At 72.0% G+C, this 21716-nt stretch carries 13 protein-coding genes, 1 pseudogene and 1 riboswitch; of the genes and pseudogenes, 6 read left to right on the top strand and 8 right to left on the bottom strand.

What is annotated here, in order from left to right; translation table 11 throughout:
* Window positions 1-36: 36 nt before the first annotated feature.
* The 5 genes from AB0N07_RS21975 to AB0N07_RS21955 all read right to left on the bottom strand — a co-directional run bounded on the left by AB0N07_RS21975 (window position 37) and on the right by AB0N07_RS21955 (window position 8949).
* A complete protein-coding gene (locus AB0N07_RS21975) occupies window positions 37-1962 on the bottom strand; it encodes a hypothetical protein (protein ID WP_365837476.1) in 1926 nt (641 codons plus the stop codon).
* A 244-nt stretch (window positions 1963-2206) separates the two neighbouring features.
* Complete coding sequence (locus tag AB0N07_RS21970) at window positions 2207-3262, bottom strand: hypothetical protein (RefSeq protein WP_365837474.1); 1056 nt, start codon at window positions 3260-3262, stop codon at window positions 2207-2209.
* A gap of 289 nt (window positions 3263-3551) precedes the next feature.
* Entirely contained in the window at window positions 3552-4715 is a 1164-nt protein-coding gene (locus tag AB0N07_RS21965) for a VWA domain-containing protein (protein ID WP_365837472.1), read from the bottom strand.
* A 169-nt stretch (window positions 4716-4884) separates the two neighbouring features.
* Window positions 4885-7620: a DUF5682 family protein gene (locus AB0N07_RS21960; protein WP_365837470.1), complete on the bottom strand. Its 2736-nt coding sequence runs from the start codon at window positions 7618-7620 to the stop codon at window positions 4885-4887.
* Between the two features lie 189 nt (window positions 7621-7809).
* Window positions 7810-8949, bottom strand: coding sequence for an AAA family ATPase (locus AB0N07_RS21955; RefSeq protein ID WP_365837468.1), 1140 nt, complete (start codon window positions 8947-8949; stop codon window positions 7810-7812).
* A gap of 145 nt (window positions 8950-9094) precedes the next feature.
* Here AB0N07_RS21955 and AB0N07_RS21950 point away from each other — a divergent pair, with 145 nt between their 5' ends.
* Together AB0N07_RS21950 and AB0N07_RS21945 are read left to right on the top strand one after the other, a co-directional pair.
* Window positions 9095-10450 (top strand): SWIM zinc finger family protein, encoded by a 1356-nt coding sequence (locus AB0N07_RS21950; protein ID WP_365837466.1) that lies wholly within the window; start codon window positions 9095-9097, stop codon window positions 10448-10450.
* Window positions 10451-10515: 65 nt separating this feature from the next.
* Complete coding sequence (locus AB0N07_RS21945) at window positions 10516-12138, top strand: DUF5691 domain-containing protein (RefSeq protein WP_365837464.1); 1623 nt, start codon at window positions 10516-10518, stop codon at window positions 12136-12138.
* 167 nt (window positions 12139-12305) lie between these two features.
* Here the strand turns inward: AB0N07_RS21945 and AB0N07_RS21940 are convergent, their stop codons facing one another.
* Window positions 12306-12722, bottom strand: coding sequence for a cobalamin B12-binding domain-containing protein (locus AB0N07_RS21940; protein ID WP_030930230.1), 417 nt, complete (start codon window positions 12720-12722; stop codon window positions 12306-12308).
* 352 nt (window positions 12723-13074) lie between these two features.
* Between AB0N07_RS21940 and AB0N07_RS21935 the strand changes: the two genes are divergently transcribed.
* Both AB0N07_RS21935 and AB0N07_RS21930 read left to right on the top strand, forming a co-directional pair.
* Window positions 13075-13941, top strand: a complete 867-nt coding sequence (locus tag AB0N07_RS21935; RefSeq protein ID WP_365837462.1) for an alpha/beta fold hydrolase — start codon at window positions 13075-13077, stop codon at window positions 13939-13941.
* A gap of 284 nt (window positions 13942-14225) precedes the next feature.
* Complete coding sequence (locus AB0N07_RS21930; RefSeq protein ID WP_365837460.1) at window positions 14226-15686, top strand: M23 family metallopeptidase; 1461 nt, start codon at window positions 14226-14228, stop codon at window positions 15684-15686.
* A gap of 90 nt (window positions 15687-15776) precedes the next feature.
* Here AB0N07_RS21930 and pcrA read toward each other — a convergent pair whose 3' ends face one another.
* Window positions 15777-18269: a DNA helicase PcrA gene (gene pcrA / locus AB0N07_RS21925; protein WP_365837458.1), complete on the bottom strand. Its 2493-nt coding sequence runs from the start codon at window positions 18267-18269 to the stop codon at window positions 15777-15779.
* 392 nt (window positions 18270-18661) lie between these two features.
* A riboswitch (cyclic di-AMP (ydaO/yuaA leader) is annotated at window positions 18662-18833 on the top strand.
* A gap of 8 nt (window positions 18834-18841) precedes the next feature.
* Between pcrA and AB0N07_RS21920 the strand changes: the two genes are divergently transcribed.
* On the top strand, window positions 18842-19996 hold the full coding sequence (locus AB0N07_RS21920; RefSeq protein ID WP_365837456.1) for an NlpC/P60 family protein: 1155 nt from the start codon (window positions 18842-18844) through the stop codon (window positions 19994-19996).
* A gap of 96 nt (window positions 19997-20092) precedes the next feature.
* Window positions 20093-21030: pseudogene (locus AB0N07_RS21915) on the top strand (tellurite resistance/C4-dicarboxylate transporter family protein).
* On the opposite strand, the gene AB0N07_RS21910 reads toward AB0N07_RS21915, so the two are convergent.
* Complete coding sequence (locus AB0N07_RS21910; RefSeq protein WP_365837454.1) at window positions 21008-21361, bottom strand: hypothetical protein; 354 nt, start codon at window positions 21359-21361, stop codon at window positions 21008-21010. The pseudogene AB0N07_RS21915 and the gene AB0N07_RS21910 overlap by 23 nt on opposite strands.
* Between the last annotated feature and the right edge of the window lie 355 nt (window positions 21362-21716).

Genomic DNA, 21716 nt, shown 5'->3' with positions numbered 1-21716 from the left:
CGTCCGGGTCCCTGGGTCCGCGGAGTCGGTCGAGCGTCAGACGCCGTACTGCACGTTCTGCACGTAGCCCGGCGTGATCGACTCGGTGACGCCCTGGACGCCGGTGACCGCATGTCCGGCGAGCGGGCCGCCGGTCGACCGGACGGTGTCGGTCAGGTCGCCGGCGAAGGGCGCGACCTGGCCCACGACGCCGTGGGCGAAGGGGTCGACGTCCCCGAGGACGCCGTACGCGAAGGGCGTGACATCACCCGCGACGCCGTACGCGAGCGTCGTCGCGCTGCCGCCGACGCCCTGGACCACCGGCTCGACGAGGTCGACGAGGGGCTGGGCGGCCTCGGTGACACCCTGCGCGAACTGCGGCACCTGCCCGGCGACGCCGTACCCGAGGCCGGTCGCGTGACCGGCCACGCCGTACCCGAGCGGCGCCACGTCGGCGGCGATCCCACCGGCGAACGGCCGGACGTCACCCGTGACGCCGTACGCCAGCCCGCCCGCGTCCGCCACGGCCTGCCCGGCGACCGGCCGCACTCCGTCCACGGCGGTGTGCGCGACCGGCGGCAGCACGGCGCCCGTCGCGTCCTCGGTGACCTGACCGACCAGACCGGTGGCGTACGACGGCACGTCCGCTACGACACCGGCGGCGACCGGCGCCACGCCGTACACGGCACCACCGGCGACGGACTGCACATCGGCCGGCGCCCCCGCGGCAACGGGAGTCACACCCTGGAGCACGCCTCCCGCCACCGGCTGCACGCCCTCGACGACAGCGCCCGCGACCGGCTGGACATCGGCCACCACGCCGTACGCCGTCGCCGTCGCGGCGCCGACCGCGTGACCGGCGGTCTGTCGGACCCCTATCACGGCGCCGCCCGCGACAGGCAGCACGCCGTGCACAGCGCCCGTGGCCACCGGCGTCACCTCGTCCACGGCATGGGTGGCGGTGGGCGCGACCCCGCCGACGGTCCGCTGGGCGACCGGGACGACGCCCGCCACCGCCTGGCCGGCGACCGGCGTCACGCCCTGCACGGCGTGGGCGGCGAGGGGCGGGACGGCGGCCGCTGCCGTCTCCTCGACGACCGGGGTGACCGTGCCGGGAACGCTCTTCACGGTGCCGACGACCCTCTGCTCGACCCCGCCGACCGTGCCCGTGACATGGCCGGGGACCCCGGCCACGGCGGCCTGGGCGGCACCGGCGACGACAGCGGCCTCGCTCTGCGCGAGGGCCGCCACGCCTACGGCACGTCCCTCAACACCCGCCGCGGCACGGCCCGCGCCCGCGACGGTCTGCTGCGCCTTCGTCCGTACGACACCGTCGACGCCCTGCGCCTGGGTGCGGGCCGCCGACTGCACGCCCTGCAGCTTCGTCTGGGCGGCGGCCAGCGCCTGCTCCAGCTCCGGCGCGAAGGCGGCGAGGGGGCCGAAGAGGTAGTCGACCTCGCCCTGCGGCGAGGAGGTCGTGTCGGTGACGACGGTGGCGCCCTGGGCGGCCGCGGCCTTCGCCTCGGCCTGCGCGGCACGGGCGGCCTTTGCGCCCTGGATGGCGGCGGCGCCCTTGACCCTGGACGCCTTCTTGACCGCCTGCGGGGCGGACACCTTGGCGTCGACGTACCTACGGGCCTGCTCGGCGGTGCCGCCGGGCGTCGTCTTCCCCGCGCCGGTGACCGTGGCGGTCGCCTTGGCCACGGGGGAACCGGCCGTCCCGGTGACACCGGAGACGGTGTGCTGGACGCCGGTGACGACGCCGTCGACCGTGCCGGTGACGGTGTCGGTCAGCGCGCCGAGGGTGCTGCCGGAGTCGACGGTCGCGTCGGTGGCCGGATCGGTGGTCGGATCGGTGGTCGTGTCGGACACGGACAGGGAGGAAGAGGGCAACTCGTCAGCGCTGGCGACGGCTGAACCGAGCGCCCATGCGCCGGTGACACCGGCGGCTATGACGATGGAGCGGCGGATGTTCTTGTTCATGCGTGCGTCAGATCCTTAGATCCCTGGAAGCTCCGCGCTCCTTGATCTCAGGGGAGATCCGGGGAGATCCGGGGCTTCTTCGAAAGGCTTGGGGACAATTCCGGCGCCGTGTCCGGTCCTGGTCCGGGGAGTCGGGACCAGCGGAGTCGGCGGCTTGCGTCCGGAGAACGAAGGGGTGTCCGGACGGGCGGGCAGACCTGCTCCGCCCCCGCGCGGCAGGTCCGTGGCGGGGGAAGGGCCTGCCCTAACCAGGGAATACGGGAATGTCCCGGTGCCGGTCCCGGGTACCGGCCGCGGCTGCGCGAACGGCGTCGCCGGGCACCAGCCGCACGAACTGCCGGTGGTTCAGGGCTACGGCGTGTGCGTCACCGTGCCTCGGGGTGCCGTTGTCGACCGCCGCCCGGTTGGCCGGAACACCGGCCGGGTCGCCGTCGGGGGCATGGTGCGCCGGGGTGTACCCGGCACCGCCCCGCCGGTTGCTGCCCTGCACGGCGGTGGCGTCGCCCGCGGTCACGTCCACGACGAGCCGCGGCCCGTACGCCGTACCGCTCGCGGCCGCTGCGGAGCGCCTGTCGTCGACGGCGCCCTCCGTACCCGGGTGCCCTGCGACACCCGGCTGCGGCGCCTGCGCGACCGGCGCGGGAAGCATCCGGCCCGGCGACGAAGGGAAACCGGGCAGTTCGGGCAGGCCCGGCATCGACGGGGACCCGGCCGGCCCCGGCAGGGACGGCAACGACGGCGGCGGTATCTGCGCGGTCACCCTGCCCAGTCCGGCGGTCACGCTCTCCACCAGGCCACCGACCGGCTGCACGACGCGCTCGCCCGCTGAGCGGACCAGCTCACCGGTCAACGGAGTGAGGACCTGACCGGCTGCGCCCGGTGTCGCGGCAATGGCGCCGGGATTCGGGGCGGGCTTGGGGTCGGCCGGTACCGGTGCGGCTGGAGTCGTTGGCTTGGACAGGTCCGGAGCGGCCGGCTGGGGTTGGGGCGCCTGCGCCACGAGCGCCGCCGAAGTGCTCGTCTGCCGACCGGCCGTAGCGGTCGACGTGTTCGTGAGCCGAGTGACCGTGGCGGCCGTGGTGCTCGTCAACGACGCCCGGACGTCGTCTGCCGGAGCGGTCGGGACGACCTCGGACGAGGACGCGGCCGGCACCCCCTCCGCCGCGTGCGCCTGTTCCCCGCAGAGGAACCCCAGCGCGAACAACCCGCCCACCAGCAGAACCACTTGCAGCGCACGCCGTCCGGCCGCCGTGCGCATCACGCGCAGAGCGGCACCGGGCAAGGCTGCTGGCCAGGTCAAGAGGGGGCGGTCCTCCCGTGCGGCGGAACGAATTTCATGTAACGAGCCGTAACGAGCTACGAGTCGGCGCGACGCGGTGCGATACGGACGAGGCGACGCAACGGCGCGCCGCTGATGAGGCGTCGATCCTCGCACGGCCCTCCCGAGGTTGCGCAAGCCCCCTGTTACCGATGGGTAGGCATGTCCGTTTTGCTGGACGAAGTCGGACGACGATGCATCGACAAATCGTCAGTGACCGTTCCCTGTCAGCGGTGTCGGGCTGTTTCCGGTCATGCCATGTCGTGTCCGGTCATGCGGTGTCAGGTATGGGCAGCGGTCGCTTCTCGATGGCCGCCGCCATCACTTCCGGGAACAGATCGGGCGTGCACGCGAACGCCGGTGCCCCCAGCGCGGCGAGCGCGGCCGCGTGCTCCCGGTCGTAGGCCGGCGCCCCTTCGTCCGAGAGCGCAAGCAGCGTGACGAACTGCACCCCTGACGCCTTCATCGCGGCGACCCGCTTGAGCATCTCGTTCCGTATCCCGCCTTCGTAGAGATCGCTGATGAGCACGACCACGGTCGCCGCGGGCCGGGTGATCTGCGACTGGCAGTAGGCGAGTGCCCGGTTGATGTCCGTGCCGCCGCCCAGCTGCGTGCCGAAGAGCACGTCCAGCTGGTCGGTGAGGTCGACCACCGCCGTGTCGAACACGACGAGTCGCGTGTTGATCGACCGCATGGACGCGAGTACCGCCCCGAAGACGGACGCGTAGACCACGGAGGCCGCCATCGACCCCGACTGGTCGATGCAGAGGACTACTTCCTTCTTCACGGACTGGGACGCCCGCCCGTAGCCGATGAGCCGCTCCGGCACGATCGTCCGGTACTCGGGCAGGTAGTGCTTGAGGTTGGCCGCGATGGTGCGGTTCCAGTCGATGTCGTGATGGCGCGGCCGGCTGATCCGGGCGCTGCGGTCGAGGGCGCCGGTGAGGGTGGCCCGAGTGCGGGTGGCGAGCCGCTTCTCGAGGTCCTCCACGACCTTGCGCACGACGGCCCGTGCCGTCTCCTTGGTCGTCTCCGGCATCGCCTTGTTGAGCGAGAGCAGCGTGCCGACGAGGTGGACGTCGGCCTCCACCGCCTCCAGCATCTCCGGCTCCAGCAGCAGCGCGGACAGCCCGAGCCGGTCGATGGCGTCGCGCTGCATGACCTGGACGACGGAGGAGGGGAAGTACGTCCGGATGTCCCCGAGCCAGCGCGCCACCGACGGCGCCGAAGCCCCGAGCCCCGCCGACCGGTCCCGCCCCGCCTGCCCTTGCTTGTCGCCCTTCCCGTAGAGCGCGGCCAACGCCCCGTCCATCGCGCTGTCCTGCCCCGACAGAGTGCATCCCGTGCCGTCGGCGGCGTCGCCACCGAGCACCAGCCGCCAGCGCCGCAGCCGCTCCTGCTCCGGGGCTGCCGGATCCATCGCCCCGGCCGTCATCGGCACACCCCCGTGCAAGGCCGGTCCCAGAGCGGCATCACGGCGACGGCGACCGCCGGACGGTCCTTCGCCCCTCCCCCGTACCTGGTGCAATTCCTGTTGCCGCTCCCGTTCCTGCCGACGGCCGTTGCGCCGACGTCCTCCTGGGCTTCCGTCAGTCCGTCCTTCGTCATCCCGCCACCCCCGCAAGGTCGTTGTCGATGTCCTTTTCCGCTCCGCCCGGGCCGCCTGGTCCGTCCAGGCCCAGCAGCAGCCGGACCACCGGCAGCACGGCGTCCGCGCGCCCGGGGTCGAGGTCGGCCGCGAAGCCCGGTACGCCGGAGCCGGCGGCCGTCACGCTCCCCCGCTCCCCCGGCCCGCGCCGGACCAGCTCGCCCAGGGTCCGGCGCACCCCCGGCTCATACGCCGAGAACGTCCGCCGCAGCAGCGGCAGTACGTCCGTGAACGCCTCCCCCGGCACCCCGGTCAGCCAGGCGTCGACCAGCCCGAGCAGCCGCTCGTCGTGCACGAGGAGCATTCCGCCGCCGGACCCTCCACCGACGAACCCCTCGATCCAAACGGCGGCATCCCCCGGCGGAGTCCCCGGCGACAGCACGAGACCCATGAGCCGCGCCGCCTCGTCCTGCCCCAACTCCCCGTCGTCCAGCAACAGCCGCACGGCCCGCCCCCGGACCACGCCGGGCCCGATATCCCGGACGGACAGCACGCGCAGAACCGAGTGCCAGCGGCCCCGCAGGTCGCGGTGGCCAGGCGTGGGCGCGTCGCCCAGCAGCCCCACCGCCCCGTGCACCGCGTCCACATGGCGTCGCATCTCCTCGGCGGCGTCCGCGTCCAGGGCCGCGCAGGCCGGGGGCAGGCCGACGAATATCCGCTCGGCGAGACCCGCGGCGACCCCGGCCAGCGCCCCTGTGTCCGTGCCGCGTACATCGCCGTACCGGAGGGAGCGGACCAGGGCGGGCAGGGCCTGCGCGAGGTGGCCGACATCCGTGTCGAGCGCCGCCCGGTCGGCTAGTACCTGCATCACCACCGGTAGCGCTTGGGGGAGTTCGGCCAGCAGACAGCGCTCGGCGAGTCCGGTGACGTCGGACAGGGCCTGTAGCGCGACGGCGTCCGCCTCCGCCTTGGCCGTCGCCGCGGCGAGCACCGTCGTGCCCCACACCCCGGCCTCCGCCACCCGCACGGCCAGCTCCGGCTCCCAGCGCAGCCGCCATGTCTCCCGGAACGTGCCCGTGCTCCCCCGCGAAGCCGCCGGTTCACCCCACGCCACACCCAGCAACCGCAGTCGGTGCAGCAGCCTGCTGCGCCCTGCATCGGTCTCCTTGCGCAGGTCGAGCTCCAACTCCCGCTCCTGCGCCTCCGGTTTGAGCCGCAGCCGTCGCTGGATCCGGTCCAGGTCCCTCTGCAACGGCACCGCCGGCGCCGACTGCGGCACCTCCCCCAGCACGTCGCCGACGACCAGTCGGTCGTGCACCAGCGCCAGCGGCACGTCCGAGCCCTCGCACATCACCGCGCGCACGGCATCGGTCGTCTCGCCGAGCCCCGGCAGCGGGCGGCCCCGCATCGCCGCGAGCGTCTCCGCCAGCCGCACCGCCTCGATGACATGCGCCGAGGAGACGATCCGGTCCTCGCCCCGCAGCAGCCCGGCCACCTTGGTCATCCACCGCTCGACCGGCCGGTCCGGGGCGGCGAACAGATGCCCGTACCAGCCCGGCGAGTCGATTCCCGCCCCGTATCCGCTGACCCGCGACAGTCTCCGGTACGTCCACGGCACCCACGTCATGTCCGTTTTGACCTTGGGCAGCCCCTTCACCAGCGCCCGGTCGGCGGCGACGGCCGTCTTCTGCCGCAGCGCGGGCACATGCCAGGCCCCGCACACGACGGCCACCATGTGCCCGAACTCCCGCTGCGCAGCCCGCACCTGGAGCCGCATGTACGCCTCCCGTACGAGATCCCGGTCATGGCCCCCGCTGCCGTACTCCTCCCGCAGCGCCCCCATGGCCTCTTCGAGCACCAGGAACGGCGCGAACGCGTCCCCCTCTCCGACCCCCCGGTGCTCGACGACGTCCTCCCACCACCGTTCCGCGTCGTCGTACCCGGCGGCTTCGGCGAGCACGGCGAGCGGGTCGATACGGACGTCGGTCTCCATGGCCGGCTCGTCGGCAGCGGGCCGGCCATCGGAATCGGCACCGGCACGCCTGTCGGTGTCGGGGGCGGCCCCGACACCGGTGCCGGCTCCGGTCTCGGCCTCGGCGCCGGATCCGGCCGCAGCATCGGCTCCCGTGTCGGCCCCTGCGCAGGGGCCGACGTCTGGCCTGGCCCCGATCGATGCCACAGGACCGGTGCCGGAGTTGGCTTGTGAACCGGCCCCGGCCCCGGCCCCGAACCCTGCCCCGGCACCGGAGTCGGCGTCGCCCCCGCGCCCCGCCCTGGCACCGCCCACGCCTCCGTGCCCGGTGTCGGCACCGGACGCACCGCCCCCGGCCGTATCGACGTCGCCCCCACGTCCGTCACCCGCGCCACCGCCGGGTTCGCCCTCCGTGTCCCTGCTCCACGCCAGGGTGTGCGTCGCCGGCAAGTCGATGAAGCGCGCCGGTACGTCGTGCTCCAGGGCCCACCGGATCGCGACCCACTCCGGAGAGAACTCGGCGAGCGGCCAGAACGCCGAGCGGCCGGGCTCGTCCACCGCGTGGGCGAGTAGGGCGACCGGCGGCCGCATGTCCTCCTCTGCGGCCAGCGGGATCAGTACGTCGGCCTCGGGCGGCCCCTCGATCAGCACGGCCCGGGGCCGGGCAGCGTCCAGCGCCGCCCGTACCGCTCGTGCCGAGCCGGGTCCGTGATGTCGTACGCCGAGCAGCAGCGGTCCGTCACCGGCCGCGCCACTCCCGCCCCTCGCCGTCCCTGTCACGCCGTCCCCCTCGTCGTCCTGGTCATCGCGCCCCTCGAATGCGGCCGCCGGACGCCTTCCGGCTGCCGTCCGGGCCGCTGCCGTCCTCGTGCGCCATGTACACCGACCCGCCCGGTCCCTGGCCCCCGCCCGAACTCTTGTTCCCACTGTTTCCGCCGCTCCCGCCCACGCGGCCCCACCCCAGATCGTTCACGCGCTCACCTCACGACAGGCCCGGTAGAAGTCCTTCCAGCCGTCGCGCTCGCGGACGACCGCCTCCAGGTACTCCTGCCAGATGACGCGGTCGGCCGCCGGGTCGCGGACAACGGCACCGAGGATGCCCGCGGCGACGTCCCCGGCCCGCAGCACGCCGTCCCCGAAGTGGGAGGCCAGGGCGAGTCCGCTGGTCACGACCGAGATCGCCTCCGCCGTCGACAGCGTGCCGCTCGGCGACTTGAGCTTCGTACGCCCGTCGGACGTGACCCCGTCGCGCAGCTCGCGGAAGACGGTCACGACCCGGCGGATCTCGTCGATGCCGTCGGGCGCGGCCGGCAGGTCGAGCGAGCGGCCGATCTGGTCGACGCGGCGCGAGACGATGTCGACCTCGGCCTCGACGCTCTCCGGCAGCGGCAGCACCACCGTGTTGAAGCGGCGGCGCAGGGCGCTGGAGAGGTCGTTGACCCCGCGGTCCCGGTCGTTGGCCGTGGCGATCAGGTTGAAGCCCCGGACGGCCTGCACCTCCTGCCCCAACTCCGGTATCGGCAGCGTCTTCTCGGAGAGGATCGTGATGAGCGTGTCCTGGACGTCGGCGGGGATACGGGTCAGCTCCTCCACCCGTGCCGTCATCCCCTCCGCCATGGCCCGCATGACGGGGCTGGGCACCAGGGCGGCCCGGCTCGGGCCGTTCGCCAGCAGCTGCGCGTAGTTCCAGCCGTACCGGATCGCCTCCTCCGGCGTACCCGCCGTGCCCTGCACGAGCAGCGTGGAGTCACCGCTGACCGCCGCGGCCAGGTGCTCGGACACCCAGGTCTTCGCGGTGCCGGGCACGCCGAGCAGAAGCAGTGCGCGGTCGGTGGCGAGCGTGGTGACGGCGACCTCGACGATGCGGCGCGGGCCCACGTACTTCGGTGTGATCACCGTGCCGTCCGGCAGGGTGCCGCCGAGCAGGTATGTCGCCACCGCCCACGGCGACAGCTTCCAGCGCGCCGGGCGCGGGCGGTCGTCCTGCGCGGCCAGCGCGGCGAGCTCACCGGCGAAGGCGTCCTCGGCATGCGGCCGCAACGCCTCTGCCGGCTCCTTCGCGGGTACTTCGGCTGCTTCGACGATCGTCGGTTCCACGGACACAGACATGGCTGAGGCCCCCTCCAGCTCGGCCGGTTCGGATCTGGCACCCACGTTGCACTACGCCACTGACAATCCGTCCTGACCTGCGAAAACCCCTGCGCGAGTGTGCTCGCAGGGCCGATTGTCAGTGGCGGGATCTACCTTCGATGACATGACTCAGCAGGGGGTGCGCTGGAGCGCGGATCAGGTGCTGGCACTGGCACCTGACGCCGCGTCACGCAAAGCGGGCAGCAAACTCGGCGCGGCGGGGCCGTGGTCCGAGACGGGGAGTTCCGACGAGGGGACGGTGTGGGGGCAGTGCAAGGGCAGTGGCAGCAAGCCGTATCAGACGGTCGTGGACATCGCGGATGCGGCGGGCCCCGCGTACAAGTGCAGTTGCCCGAGCCGCAAGTTCCCGTGCAAGCACGCGCTCGGGCTGCTGCTGCTCTGGGCGGGTGGGGACGGTGCGGTGCCGTCGGGCCAGGCGCCGGACTGGGCGGAGCAGTGGATAGAGGGGAGAAGGCAGCGCGCCGGGCAGAAGCGGTCGGCGGACGCGTCCGGATCAGCGTCCGGGTCCGGTGATCCGGAGGCCGCGCGGCGCCGGGCGGAGCGCAGGGCCGAGCGGATCACCGCGGGTGCGACCGAATTGGAGCAGCGCCTGGCGGATCTGCTGCGCGGCGGTCTGGCGAGCGCGGAGCAGGCGGGGTACGGGCTGTGGGAGGAGACTGCGGCCCGCATGGTCGACGCCCAGGCCCCTGGGCTGGCCGCGCGGGTGCGGGAGTTGGGGGTGATCCCGTCGTCCGGGCCGGGCTGGCCGGTGCGTCTGCTGGAGGAGTGCGCGTTGCTCCATCTCCTCGACCAGGGCTGGCTGCACCGCGAACGGCTCCCGAACGGCCTGGCGGCCACGGTCCGCTCCCGGATCGGCCTGCCCGGCTCGGCGGACGGCCCGCCGCTGCGCGACCGCTGGCTGGTCCTGGCCCAGTACGACACTGCGGACGCACGCCTGACGACCCGCAGGATCTGGCTGCACGGCACGGACTCGGACCGCACCGCGCTCCTGCTCTCCTATGGCGCCGCGGGCCGCGCCCCGGAGTTGGCGCTGCCGGTCGGACTGACCCTGGACGCCGAGGTGTCCGCCTATCCGGGTACCGGACAGCTGCGGGCGGCCCTCGCCGAGCAGTTCGCGCCACCGGCCCCGTCGGTGACACGGCCGCCGGGAGTGACGACGGCCGTGGCGGCCGCCCGCTACGGCGAGGCCCTGCGGGACGACCCCTGGCTGGACTCCGTCCCGGTCACGCTGGACCGGGTCGTACCGATCCCGGACGGCGACTCCTGGCAGCTGGCGGACGCCGACGCGGATGCGGCGCTGCCGCTGACTCCCACTGCCCGTACCCGCCCCGGTCTGTGGCGCCTGGTCGCCCTCTCGGGCGGCGCTCCGGTCAAGGTCTTCGGGGAGTGCGGCCACCGGGGCTTCACGCCACTGACGGCGTGGCCGGAGGGGTCGGGAGAGGCGGTGCGGCTGTGCTGACCCAACAGTCCGGGGACCGCCGTACGACGCCCACAGGGGGGTGGGCCCTCACGGAAGGGAACCGCATGAACAGGACGTCCACACAGGTGGATACGCACTCCTCGGGCGCCTGGGAGGAACTCGTCACGGCGGCACTCCTCGGCACGGAGCGGCGCATCCCGCCGGGCACATCGCCGGGGCGGGAGGCGCCGGTGGCGCTGCTGGACGCGGCGGCCGCGGAGACAGTCCGTCGGCGGGCCGGGCTGCGGGCGGCGCGCGCGGCCGGACGGCCCGAGCCGGCTGCCGAGGACCCGCGGCCCGTGCTGCCTCCCGCGGCGGCCCGCAGGCTGGCGCTGCTGCTGTCCGACCGCCCAGGCACGGGCGGCGGCGGCCGCCGGGGCACGGCGCCGGACCTCATGGAGCTGCTGCCGCAATGGCTCGCGGCGGCGAACGCCCGCGGTTTCGCGGCACCCCCTCAGGCGCTGCCCGCGCTGCTGGACGCGGCCCGGGGGCGTACGGATCTGCGGCCGGCGGCGCTGGCGTTCGCAGGGCCGCGCGCCGTGTGGCTCGCCCGGCTGAACCCCGACTGGCGGTTCGCCCTGCGTGCCACCCCGGGCGGGGGCGCCGCCCTGCCGCGCCCCGAGGACACGGAGCAGACCCTGCGCCTGTGGGAGGAGGGCCTGTTCGCCGAGCGGGTCGCGCTCCTGTCCGCCATACGCGCCCGCGAGCCCGCCGCCGCCCGCGAACTGCTCACCACGACCTGGTCGACGGAGCGGGCCGAGGACCGCCTGATGTTCCTCGACTCGCTGCGCACGGGACTCGGTCCCGAGGACGAGCCCTTCCTGGAACAGGCGCTGGCCGACCGCAGTCGCAACGTGCGGGCGACGGCGGCAGAGTTGCTCTCCGCACTGCCGGGTTCGGCGCTCGCCGCGCGGATGGCCCTGAGAGCCGCGGCCTGTGTGGCCGTCGACCACACGGGCGACTCACCGGTGATCAGCGTGGAGGCTCCGCACGAGTGCGATGCGAGCATGGAGCGCGACGGTGTCGTGGCCAAGGCTCCGGCAGGGCGGGGTGAACGGTCTTGGTGGTTCGGCCAGTTGGTGGAGGCGACACCGCTCGGGAGCTGGTCCACGCGGCTGGGCGGGCGTACGCCAGGGCAGATCGTGGCGCTGCCGGTGACGGACGACTGGCAGAGCGAACTGCACGCGGCCTGGTGCCGGGCCGCCGTGCGGCAGCGGGACCCCGAGTGGGCCCGGGCGCTCCTCGGAACCCCGTCCGCCCCGGAGGCCGGCGGTCCGGGCGCGGTGTCGCTGGCCGAGCGCGCCAAGCTGCTCGGCACGCTGAGCGCCGCCGAACGGGCCGACTGGGTGGCCGGTTTCATCGCGGCCCATGGCCTGTCCGAGGCGTTTCAGCTGCTCGGGGTGTGCGCGGTGCCCTGGTCTGCGCCGCTCGGGCGGGCGGTGGTGGACGCGCTCAACATCGCGCGGGACGCGGGAAGTTACCCATGGAGCTTCAGCGGAGTGATGGGCCTGGCCGAACGCTGCCTCGACCCCTCCGAGGCGAGCCGCCTCGACGGCCTGCTGGCGATACCCGACGAGACGGAGGACGCATCACCGGGGGCGGGCGGCTACTGGGCGGAGGCGTTCCAGCGCCTGGTCACGACCCTGCGGTTGCGGGCAGCGATGACAGAAGAGCTGGAATCGGCGTAGGACTGCCCTGCGGCGGCAGACGCTCCTCGGAGCCGGTCGGTACCCATCAGCCCGTCCAGCATTTGCGGACTAGGCCGTTCAGGCCGACACGGGGGTCTGGGGGCAGAGCCCCCAGGCCCGGTCACCCAGGCCCACCCGCACAAGACAACCGCCCCACCGCGGGAGGCCTACGCTCCGGCAGGCTGACGGACATTCGCCCGCACCCAGTCCACGATCGACTGCGTCGTGGCCCCGGGGGTGAAGATCTCCGCGACGCCCTGCTCCTTCAGCGGAGCGATGTCCGCCTCGGGGATGATCCCGCCCCCGAAGACCAGGATGTCCTCAGCGTCCCGCTCCTTGAGCAGCTTGATCACCGCGGCGAAGAGCGTGTTGTGGGCACCGGACAGGATCGACAGCCCGATCGCGTCGGCGTCCTCCTGGATCGCGGTGTCGACGATCTGCTCGGGGGTCTGGTGAAGGCCCGTGTAGATGACCTCCATACCGGCGTCGCGCAACGCACGCGCGATCACCTTGGCCCCGCGATCGTGGCCGTCGAGCCCCGGCTTGGCCACCACCACGCGGATCGGACCGGCTGCCACACCCATCACTGCCTCCATGAAGCGACTGCATCCATCCCTACCGACAAGTACTGGGTACCCGAACCGGCCGGGAAAGTGAACGAACGTTATCGCCAGCATCCCGCAACCCGCAGTTTCGCGGTGAAGACAGAGGGGGAAATCACACGATGGGACACGTTCACCGCGCACCGTTCCGGCGGGAACACGCGCAAAGGGAGCCGCAAAGAGGTCGCCGCACCACCGCGCCGCAGGCCGCGCGCCGTGGCGATGCGGGGTGTCGGCTATGCCGTGAAGGGCCGCCGACCGCCTTCCTCGCGGCCTCCCACGAGGGCACACGGGGGACAGAGGCGTCCTCCTGCGTGCCGACAGGAGGTCGGCCATGAAGGTCACGAGGGCAACGCTGCCCTTTCTCCCGCTCTGCCAGCGACTGCTCCCGAGCAGACTGGCGGGACTCTCCCTGGCCCTGCTGAAGGCGACCGCCCTGGAACTCGCGATCCTCGCAGGACACCTCCTCCTCTATCCCTCCGGCGTCACACAGGAACGCCGAGGGTCGTCGATCCCGCTCCCGTCGGCGGACGGCGCCGCTCAGCTGCCGTCCGAGGCCAAACCCCCGGTCGTCCTCCTGCACGGCTTCATCGACAACCGCTCGGTCTTCGTGCTGCTGCGCCGCAGCCTCGTCCAGCACGGCAGGCAGCAGATCGAGTCGCTCAACTACTCGCCGCTGACCTGCGACATCCGCACCGCGGCCGAACTTCTGAGCCGGCACATAGAAGAAATCTGCGAGCGCACGGGCAGCAGGCAGGTCGACATCGTCGGACACAGCCTCGGCGGACTGATAGCGCGGTACTACGTGCAGCGCCTGGGCGGTGACATCCGCGTCCGCACGCTGGTGACGCTCGGCACCCCGCACTCCGGCACCCGGGTGGTGCCGCTGGCGAACGCGCACCCGATCGTCCGCCAGATGCGCCCCGGCTCGGAGCTGCTCGAGGAGCTGACCCGGCCCGCGCCGGGCTGCCGTACGCACTTCGTGAGTTTCTGGAGCGACCTCGATCACCTGATGGACCCCCTGGAGACCGCCTGTATCGACCACCCCGACCTGATGGTGCAGAACGTGAGGGTGAGCGGGATCGGACATCTCGCCCTGCCCGTGCACCCGGCCGTCGCGACCGGGATACGGCAGGCTCTCGACACCGAGCGGACAGGAGCAGAAGCCGCCGCGCACGCCGACGGCCTGACAGTTGCCTGACCACGTCCTTTTACAGCCGCGTCCGGTACGACCACATCCCGCACAGCCTGCCTACGGCCCTGGGACGGCGCCCGGACAGCGCCCGCACGGCTATGCGACAGCCATTTGGCCTCGAACATCCTTCGAACACAGGCCAAAGCCGTGCCCGTCGTCCCCCGAAACACGGCCGAATGCCCGTTTCCTGCGCGCACGAAACCTGTTGAAGATTGTCGAGCCCGCGTACCGCCGGGTACAGTCACCGCACTGCTCTGGCAGCCCCTGTTGTCGAGGCGAAAGAGAAGTTGGTGAACGACCGTCACCCGTCGGGGACCATGACCCCGGCTCCGGCTTCCGACGCCGCCTCGGCGCACTACGCGTCGTACGGCACGCAGGAAGCCCAGTACGGCGACTTCACCACGTACGGCGACTACGACTCCAACGGTTTTGCGACCGGCAGCCACGCCACCGCGACTTTCGCCGCAGACCCCCTGTTCGGCAGCCTCCCGGGCGAGAGCACGGGTTCGTACGACTCCGGACACTGGGCCACCGGCGGCCAGCAGACCCTGAACTACGACGCGTACGCGGCACAGCACCATGCCGCCTACGACACGGGCGTGTACGACACGACCGCCTGGACCGCCGGCTACCAGCCGCTTGCCGCCATCCCGCCGCAGGCCACCGGGCACGACGTCTCAGGTCAGTGGGATGCGAACGCCTGGCTGCAGCCCGACCATTCGGGCGGCCACGCCGACCAGACCCAGCAGTGGGAATGGGGCACCCAGGCCTTCGACACCGGCGCATACGACGCCACGCAGTGGAACTCGGAGGGCCCCGAGGCCGGTGACACCGCCGCGCCCGCCGGACCCGTCGACGACTACGAGCAGCAGGCCGAGCAGGGTCCGTACGACGAATCCGCTCCGGACGGCGGCCAGTCGAACGCCACCGGGGAGCTGCCCTCGGCGGCCCCGCTCCTCGACGAGCAGGAAGAGGCCACGTCGGCACCGGCGGCGCGCGCGGGCTCCCGCAGCGGGGCCCGTTCCCGCCGTCGCGCGCCCGCCAAGCGGTCCGCGCTGCTGACCATCGCCGTGCCCTCGGCGTGTGTGATGGGCGTGGCCGGTATCGCCGCCGCCTCCGTGGGCACGTTCACCGGCGACCAGGGCACCTCGACGACCGCGTCGGACGCACATGCGGTGAAACCATCCACCGCCAACAACAAGCTGGACACCCAGCTCCGGAGCCTCTCCGCCGGCGCCGACGACTTCGCCGACCGGGCGAGCCGTACCCAGGAGCGCATCGACCTCAAGACGCAGCAGGAGGCCGAGAAGAAGAAGGCGGCAGCGGAGGCGGCCCGCAAGGAGCGGCTGCGCCCGAAGTACGTCCTTCCGGTGACGCAGAAGGGGCTCAGCGCCTACTTCGGCCAGGCCGGCATCAACTGGATGTCCGTGCACACCGGCATCGACTTCCCGGTCTCGTACGGCACTACGGTGATGGCAGCGACCGACGGCACCGTCCGCACGCAATGGAACAGTGCGTACGGAAACATGATGATAGTGACCGCGAAGGACGGCACGGAGACGTGGTACTGCCACCTCTCCAGCTATCGCGTCGCCTCCGGTACGACGGTCAAGGCCGGCGACCCGATCGCGTACTCCGGGAACTCCGGCAACTCGACCGGCCCGCACCTGCACTTCGAGGTCCGCCCGGGCGGGGGCTCGGCGATCGACCCGCTGCCGTGGCTGCGGAGTCACGGGCTGGACCCGACGTAGGAGAGCTGGGGGCTGCGCCCCAGACCCCTCATCCGGCCTGAACGGCCTCGTCCTCAAACTCCCCCACTACGGGCTGTAGGTCACCGGCAGTTACAGCTTCTCGACCGGTGCGTACCGCAGCAGCAGGCGCTTCGGCTTGGTGTCGCCGAAGTCGATCGTCGCCTCGGCGTTGCCGCCCGTGCCCTTCACGGCCACGACCGTGCCGAGCCCGAACTGGTCGTGTGTGACGCGGTCGCCCACGGCCAGCGAGACCACCGGCTTCTCGGAGGCGCGGCTCGTGGCGAAGCCGGACGCGCCCGACGCCGACGAGCGCGATCGGGAGGACGACAAGGAGGCGGCCAGGCCCGACGCCGGGCCGGAGGAGACCGGGGCGGCGGCGCCCGTCCGCTTCCAGTCGACGTGCTGTGCCGGGATCTCCTCCAGGAACCGGGAGGGCGGGTTGTACGACGGCTGCCCCCACGCGCTGCGCAGCGACGACCGGGTCAGATACAGCCGCTCACGCGCGCGCGTGATGCCGACGTACGCGAGCCGCCGCTCCTCCTCCAGTTCCTTGGTCTGGCCGAGGGCGCGCATGTGCGGGAAGACGCCGTCCTCCATGCCCGTCAGGAAGACCACCGGGAACTCGAGGCCCTTGGCGGTGTGCAGGGTCATCAGGGTGATGACTCCGGAGCCGTCCTCCTCCTCGTCGGGGATCTGGTCGGAGTCGGCGACCAGCGCGACGCGTTCCAGGAAGTCGGCGAGAGAGCCCGGCTCCTCGCCTTCACCGGACTCCTGCTCGAACTCCAGGGCCACGGCGGCGAGTTCCTGGAGGTTCTCGATGCGGGTCTCGTCCTGCGGGTCGGTGGAGGCCTGCAACTCGGCGAGGTAGCCGGTACGTTCGAGGATCGCCTCCAGTACGGTCGCCGGGCCCGCGCCGGACTCGACGATCGTCCGGAGGTCCTCCATCAGTGTGTTGAACCGCTTGACGGCGTTGGCCGAACGTGCGGCCATGCCGTACGCCTCGTCGACGCGGCGCAGCGCCTGCGGGAAGCTGATCTTCTCCCGCTGGGCGAGGGCGTCGATCATCGCCTCCGCGCGGTCGCCGATACCGCGCTTGGGGACGTTGAGGATGCGGCGCAGCGGCACCGAGTCCTCGGGGTTGGCCAGCACCCGCAGGTAGGCCAGGACGTCCCGGACCTCCTTGCGCTCGTAGAAGCGGACACCGCCGACGACCTTGTAGGGCAGGCCGACGCGGATGAAGACCTCTTCGAAGACACGGGACTGGGCGTTGGTGCGGTAGAAGACGGCGACGTCTCCGGCCTTCGCCTCGCCGGCGTCCGTGAGACGGTCTATCTCGTCGGCGACGAACTGCGCCTCGTCGTGCTCCGTGTCGGCCACGTAGCCGGTGATGCGGGCGCCCGCGCCCGCGTTGGTCCACAGGTTCTTGGGGCGGCGGGACTCGTTGCGCTCGATGACGGCGTTGGCCGCGGAGAGGATCGTCTGGGTGGAGCGGTAGTTCTGCTCCAGCAGGATCGTCGTCGCGTCCGGGTAGTCCTCCTCGAACTGGAGGATGTTGCGGATCGTCGCACCGCGGAAGGCGTAGATCGACTGGTCGGCGTCGCCCACGACGCACAGTTCGGCGGGCTGGAGGTCGTACTCGTTCGGCGGTACGTCAGCTTCGTCGGCGCGCGTGCCGGTGCCGACGAGTTCCCGTACGAGCGCGTACTGGGCGTGGTTGGTGTCCTGGTACTCGTCGACCAGGACGTGCCGGAAGCGGCGGCGGTAGTGCTCGGCGACGTCCGGGAAGGCGCGCAGCAGGTTGACCGTCGTCATGATCAGGTCGTCGAAGTCGAGGGCGTTCGCCTCGCGCAGCCGCGACTGGTACATGGCGTAGGCCTGGGCGAGGGTCTTCTCGAAACCGTCGGCGGCCTGGGCGGCGAAGTCCTCCTCGTCGATCAGCTCGTTCTTCAGGTTCGAGATCTTGGCGCTGAAGGACTTCGGCGGGTAGCGCTTGGGGTCGAGGTCCAGGTCGCGGCAGACGAGGGCCATCAGGCGCTTGCTGTCGGCTGCGTCGTAGATCGAGAAGGAGGAGGTGAAGCCGAGCTTCTTCGACTCCCTCCGCAGGATGCGCACGCACGCGCTGTGGAAGGTCATCACCCACATCGCGTTCGCCCGCGGGCCGACGAGCTGCTCGACGCGCTCCTTCATCTCGCCCGCGGCCTTGTTGGTGAAGGTGATCGCGAGGACCTGGCCGGGATGCACGTTCCGCTCGCCCAGGAGGTACGCGATGCGGTGGGTGAGCACGCGGGTCTTGCCGGAGCCGGCGCCGGCCACGATGAGCAGGGGGCCGCCGGAGTGGACGACGGCCGCGCGCTGGTTCTCGTTCAGCCCGTCCAGGAGTGCGGCCGGGTCGATCGCCGGGCGGGGGGCGCCGTTGCGGTAGTAGTCCTCCCGGTCCGGGGGCACGTCGAACTTCCCGCCGAACAGATCGTCCGGAACCGGCTCCGGTCCGTGATCGTCCTCGGGCGGCGGCGGAGGTTCCTCCTCGTGCCCGCGGGGGGCCTGGAGGTTCGCCAGGAAGCTGTCGTCAAAGAGGCTGCTCATCGCTCTCCGAGTCTAGGGTGCCCCACTGACAGCCCGCCGCCGCCCTGAGAACATCGCCGGAATCCGCGGGCTCCCCTGGGCCTCCACGGGCGCAGAATCCCTGGTGCTTCCAGACCTGAACGCCAGACGTCCTCTGCTCTCCAGAACCGTGCCATCACGGACCGTAATCGAACAAGTCGAGGCGTGGACCGAAGCGAGTGGACGCTGCCGCTCCGACAGAAATACCACCAGGACGGCACATATCATCCCGAATTGACGAGCGCATGCGACCTGCTGACCGAAGGTCACGAAAATGTATCGGGCATATCGAACATCAACCTTCACAGGGGCCACACGAGTTGGCTACCGTTCCGGCAGGCCGCACGACCCCCACCGGCGAACGTCGCCGGGCCGCGCGGCCTCCGCCGAGTCCGGTGCGCCGCCGCGCATCCGGAGCCGGGGACCCACACCGACCTTGGGGTGAATCGGTCCTCCTCCCTTTCGGGGCACGGACCGTAGGGCAACCCTTCCGAACCACCCGCCCGAACCCGACAGCTAACTCGGTAGGCGGAGCATGGAAGGAGTCGCCTCCCTTGGCGTCGCACCGCAAGTCGCGCCCCGCGGGTTCGCGCGTAGCAGGTATACGCACCCCCGCCCTCGCCACGGCCGCCCTCACCTCGGTGGCCCTGCTGTCCCAGTCCGCGAACGCCGCCCCCGCCGCGGACGGCAAGCCCAGCCTCGAAGAGGTCGAGAAGAAGGTCGACGACCTCTACCGCCAGGCGGAGTCGGCCACCGAGAAGTACAACGCGGCCAAAGAGAAGACCACGAAGCAGCGCAAGAACGTCGACACCCTCCTCGACGACGTCGCCAAGCGCATGCAGAAGCTCAACGAAGAGCGTGACCGGCTCGGTTCCTTCGCCGCGGCCCAGTACCGGACCGGAGCCGCCGCACCCGACACGGCGACCTTCCTGCTCGCGGACTCCCCGCAGGACTACTTCGACCAGACGCAGCTGATGGGACGGCTGACCTCTCGCCAGAAGAGCGCGGTCGACGAGTACTTCACCGAGCAGTCCGCGACGATGAAGAAGCGTCAGGAGGCATCCAAGAGCCTTGAGTCGCTCACCGCGACACAGAGCGACCTGCAGACCGCCAAGTCCACGGTGCAGAAGAAGCTCTCCGACGCGCGCGAGCTGCTGTCGAAGCTGACCGCCGACGAGAAGGCGCGGCTCGCGGCGATCCAGAAGCAGCAGGAGGAGGCGGCGGCCCGCAAGGCCGCTGAGCTGGCGAAACAGCAGGCGGCGGCGGAGAAGGCCAAGGAAGAGGCCGCGGCCCGGGACGGCGGCTCCGCCTCGGGCTCGGGATCCACCTCCACCAGCGACTCCTCCTACGCCACCAAGGCCGAGAAGGCGCTCGCCTTCGCCCGGGCACAGATCGGCAAACCGTACGTCTGGGGCGCCACCGGCCCCGGCTCCTACGACTGCTCCGGCCTCACCCAGGCCGCCTGGAAGGCCGCCGGCGTCTCCCTCCCGCGCACCACCTACGACCAGGTCAACGCCGGCACGACGGTCTCGCTGACCGACGCTCAGCCCGGCGACCTGATCTTCTTCTACGACGACATCAGCCACGTCGGCGTCTACATCGGCAACGGCATGATGATCCACGCCCCGAAGCCCGGCGCGTACGTCCGCGAGGAGTCGATCTACTACGGCGGCGAATCGATCATCCACAGCGTGGTGCGGCCTGCCTGAGGCAGGAGAGCAGGGCACGCGCGCGTGGGGACAGTTTGTGATGCACGCGCGCGTGGCCCGGCCTCAACCCGCGCCGCACTCCTTGGCATCGGCCCCATGTCCGGCCCGACCTTCCGCCACGCCTGGTGGGCGCAGCGTTCGCCGGCGGCCGGGGCCGCCGTGCCGGCGACCGGCAGTGTGTCGCTCGGACTGCATCCGACGGGGTACGAGGTGCTGTCGCGGATCGTCCTGGGCCTGGCCTGTGTCGCCTGGGCGGTGCTTGCGGCGGGCTTCGGTGCCCGGCTGGTGCGGGAACCGGTGAGGTGGCGGGCGGAGGCGGGGCGCCGGGGGCGCTGACCGCCGTCGCGGCGACCACCGTCCTCGGAACCCGGTTCTGCGCCCTCGGACGGCAGACCCCAGCCGAGGCCCTGCTCGCGCCGGCTGCCGTGCTGTGGCCGCTGCTGCTGGTGCAGGTCGCACGGCACTGGCGGCGTCACATGCCGGGCGCGGTGCTCGGCGCCACACTCGCCGGGGTCCAGGCGACGGCACGGCTCGCGCGCGCGGCGCCGGCGCTGTTCTGACTCGGGCTCGTCCTCTACGCCTGCGTGCTGGCCCTCTTCGATCTGCGACAGGTGACGCAAGGGCTGGGCGACCAGTGGGTGGCGGGCGGTGCGCTCGCCATCTCGGCGCTCGCCGGAGCGAGGCTCGTCGCGGCGGACAGCGCGCGCCTGTACCTGTGGGACGACGACGACCGCGGTGTCCTGCGCGCCGTCACCGTGTCGCTGCTCGTGCTGGACCTGGCCTGGTACGCCGTACTGCTCGTCGCCGAGGCGGTCCGGCCGCGGCGCGGCTACGACGTGCGGCGCTGGGCGACCGTTTTCCCGCTGGGGATGACGGCGACGGCCGTGCTGTCCGTCGCCGCCGTCCTCGACGCGCCATGGCTGAAGGGACCCGGTCAGGTGCTGCTGTGGATCGCGGTGGCTGCGTGGCCGGCCGTCGCCGCGGGCTCCGTCGCCGCGGCCCGCGCCGGCATCAGGTCCACAGCACCGCGATGAAGACGTTCGCCGTGGTGAACAGGCCCACCAGCCCGAAAAGGCTCTTGTCGATCTTCTCGTCGTCCCGCTTCACATAGACCAGGCCGAGGATCACGATCAGCAGGGCCAGCTTGATCCCGATCTTGATGCTGTTGACGTGATGGTCGTCCGCCTGGTTGAGGCCGACCAGGATCGCGCCGGTGACCAGCATCGTCAGCGCGCCGTGCAGCATCGCCGGGACGAAGCGGGCATCGCCGCGGCCCATTGCCTTCATCTGGGTGAAGAAGCCGCCGAGGAGCGCGGCGATGCCGATGATGTGCAGGCCGACGAAGAGATGGATGAGTACGTCCATGAGGCCCGAGCTTAAACAGGGGCGCACGGGACGCCGGACACCGCCCCGGCCTTCATCGGTGGATCCTGCATATATGCGGCCCATAGCACTCCGCCACCCGCACCTGTCCCGGAACCGCCACATCGGTCAGCGCACTGCGTGAAGTCGACGGCGTGAGTCATGGATCACGGCCGCAAACGGTCACCCGGCGATCCGCCCGGGGCACTTCCGCACATCGCGTTACCGAGCCGATACAGACAGGTTTAGCGTCCTCCACCAGGTGACCGGCTCCCCACCGCCGCCCGGGCCAGGGGCGGCAGTCGGCCACCACCGCCGAGAAGGTCCGGCGGCGGCCCGCTCCCCCTGTGCGGGCCGC

This window comes from Streptomyces sp. NPDC051172, from assembly GCF_040682555.1.
Classification (GTDB): Bacteria; Actinomycetota; Actinomycetes; order Streptomycetales; family Streptomycetaceae; genus Streptomyces.
Note: the sequence above shows the minus strand (reverse complement) of the source record. Positions and strands in the feature narration are given on the sequence as shown.

Excerpts from the sequence above, each read along its gene's own strand:
- AB0N07_RS21945 (WP_365837464.1), top strand. The coding sequence starts at position 10,516 with ATGAACAGGACGTCCACACAGGTGGATACGCACTCCTCGGGCGCCTGG.
- AB0N07_RS21940 (WP_030930230.1), bottom strand. The coding sequence starts at position 12,722 with ATGGGTGTGGCAGCCGGTCCGATCCGCGTGGTGGTGGCCAAGCCGGGG.
- AB0N07_RS21910 (WP_365837454.1), bottom strand. The coding sequence starts at position 21,361 with ATGGACGTACTCATCCATCTCTTCGTCGGCCTGCACATCATCGGCATC.
- pcrA (WP_365837458.1), bottom strand. The coding sequence starts at position 18,269 with ATGAGCAGCCTCTTTGACGACAGCTTCCTGGCGAACCTCCAGGCCCCC.
- AB0N07_RS21955 (WP_365837468.1), bottom strand. The coding sequence starts at position 8,949 with ATGTCTGTGTCCGTGGAACCGACGATCGTCGAAGCAGCCGAAGTACCC.
- AB0N07_RS21965 (WP_365837472.1), bottom strand. The coding sequence starts at position 4,715 with ATGACGGCCGGGGCGATGGATCCGGCAGCCCCGGAGCAGGAGCGGCTG.
- AB0N07_RS21975 (WP_365837476.1), bottom strand. The coding sequence starts at position 1,962 with ATGAACAAGAACATCCGCCGCTCCATCGTCATAGCCGCCGGTGTCACC.
- AB0N07_RS21950 (WP_365837466.1), top strand. The coding sequence starts at position 9,095 with ATGACTCAGCAGGGGGTGCGCTGGAGCGCGGATCAGGTGCTGGCACTG.
- AB0N07_RS21935 (WP_365837462.1), top strand. The coding sequence starts at position 13,075 with ATGAAGGTCACGAGGGCAACGCTGCCCTTTCTCCCGCTCTGCCAGCGA.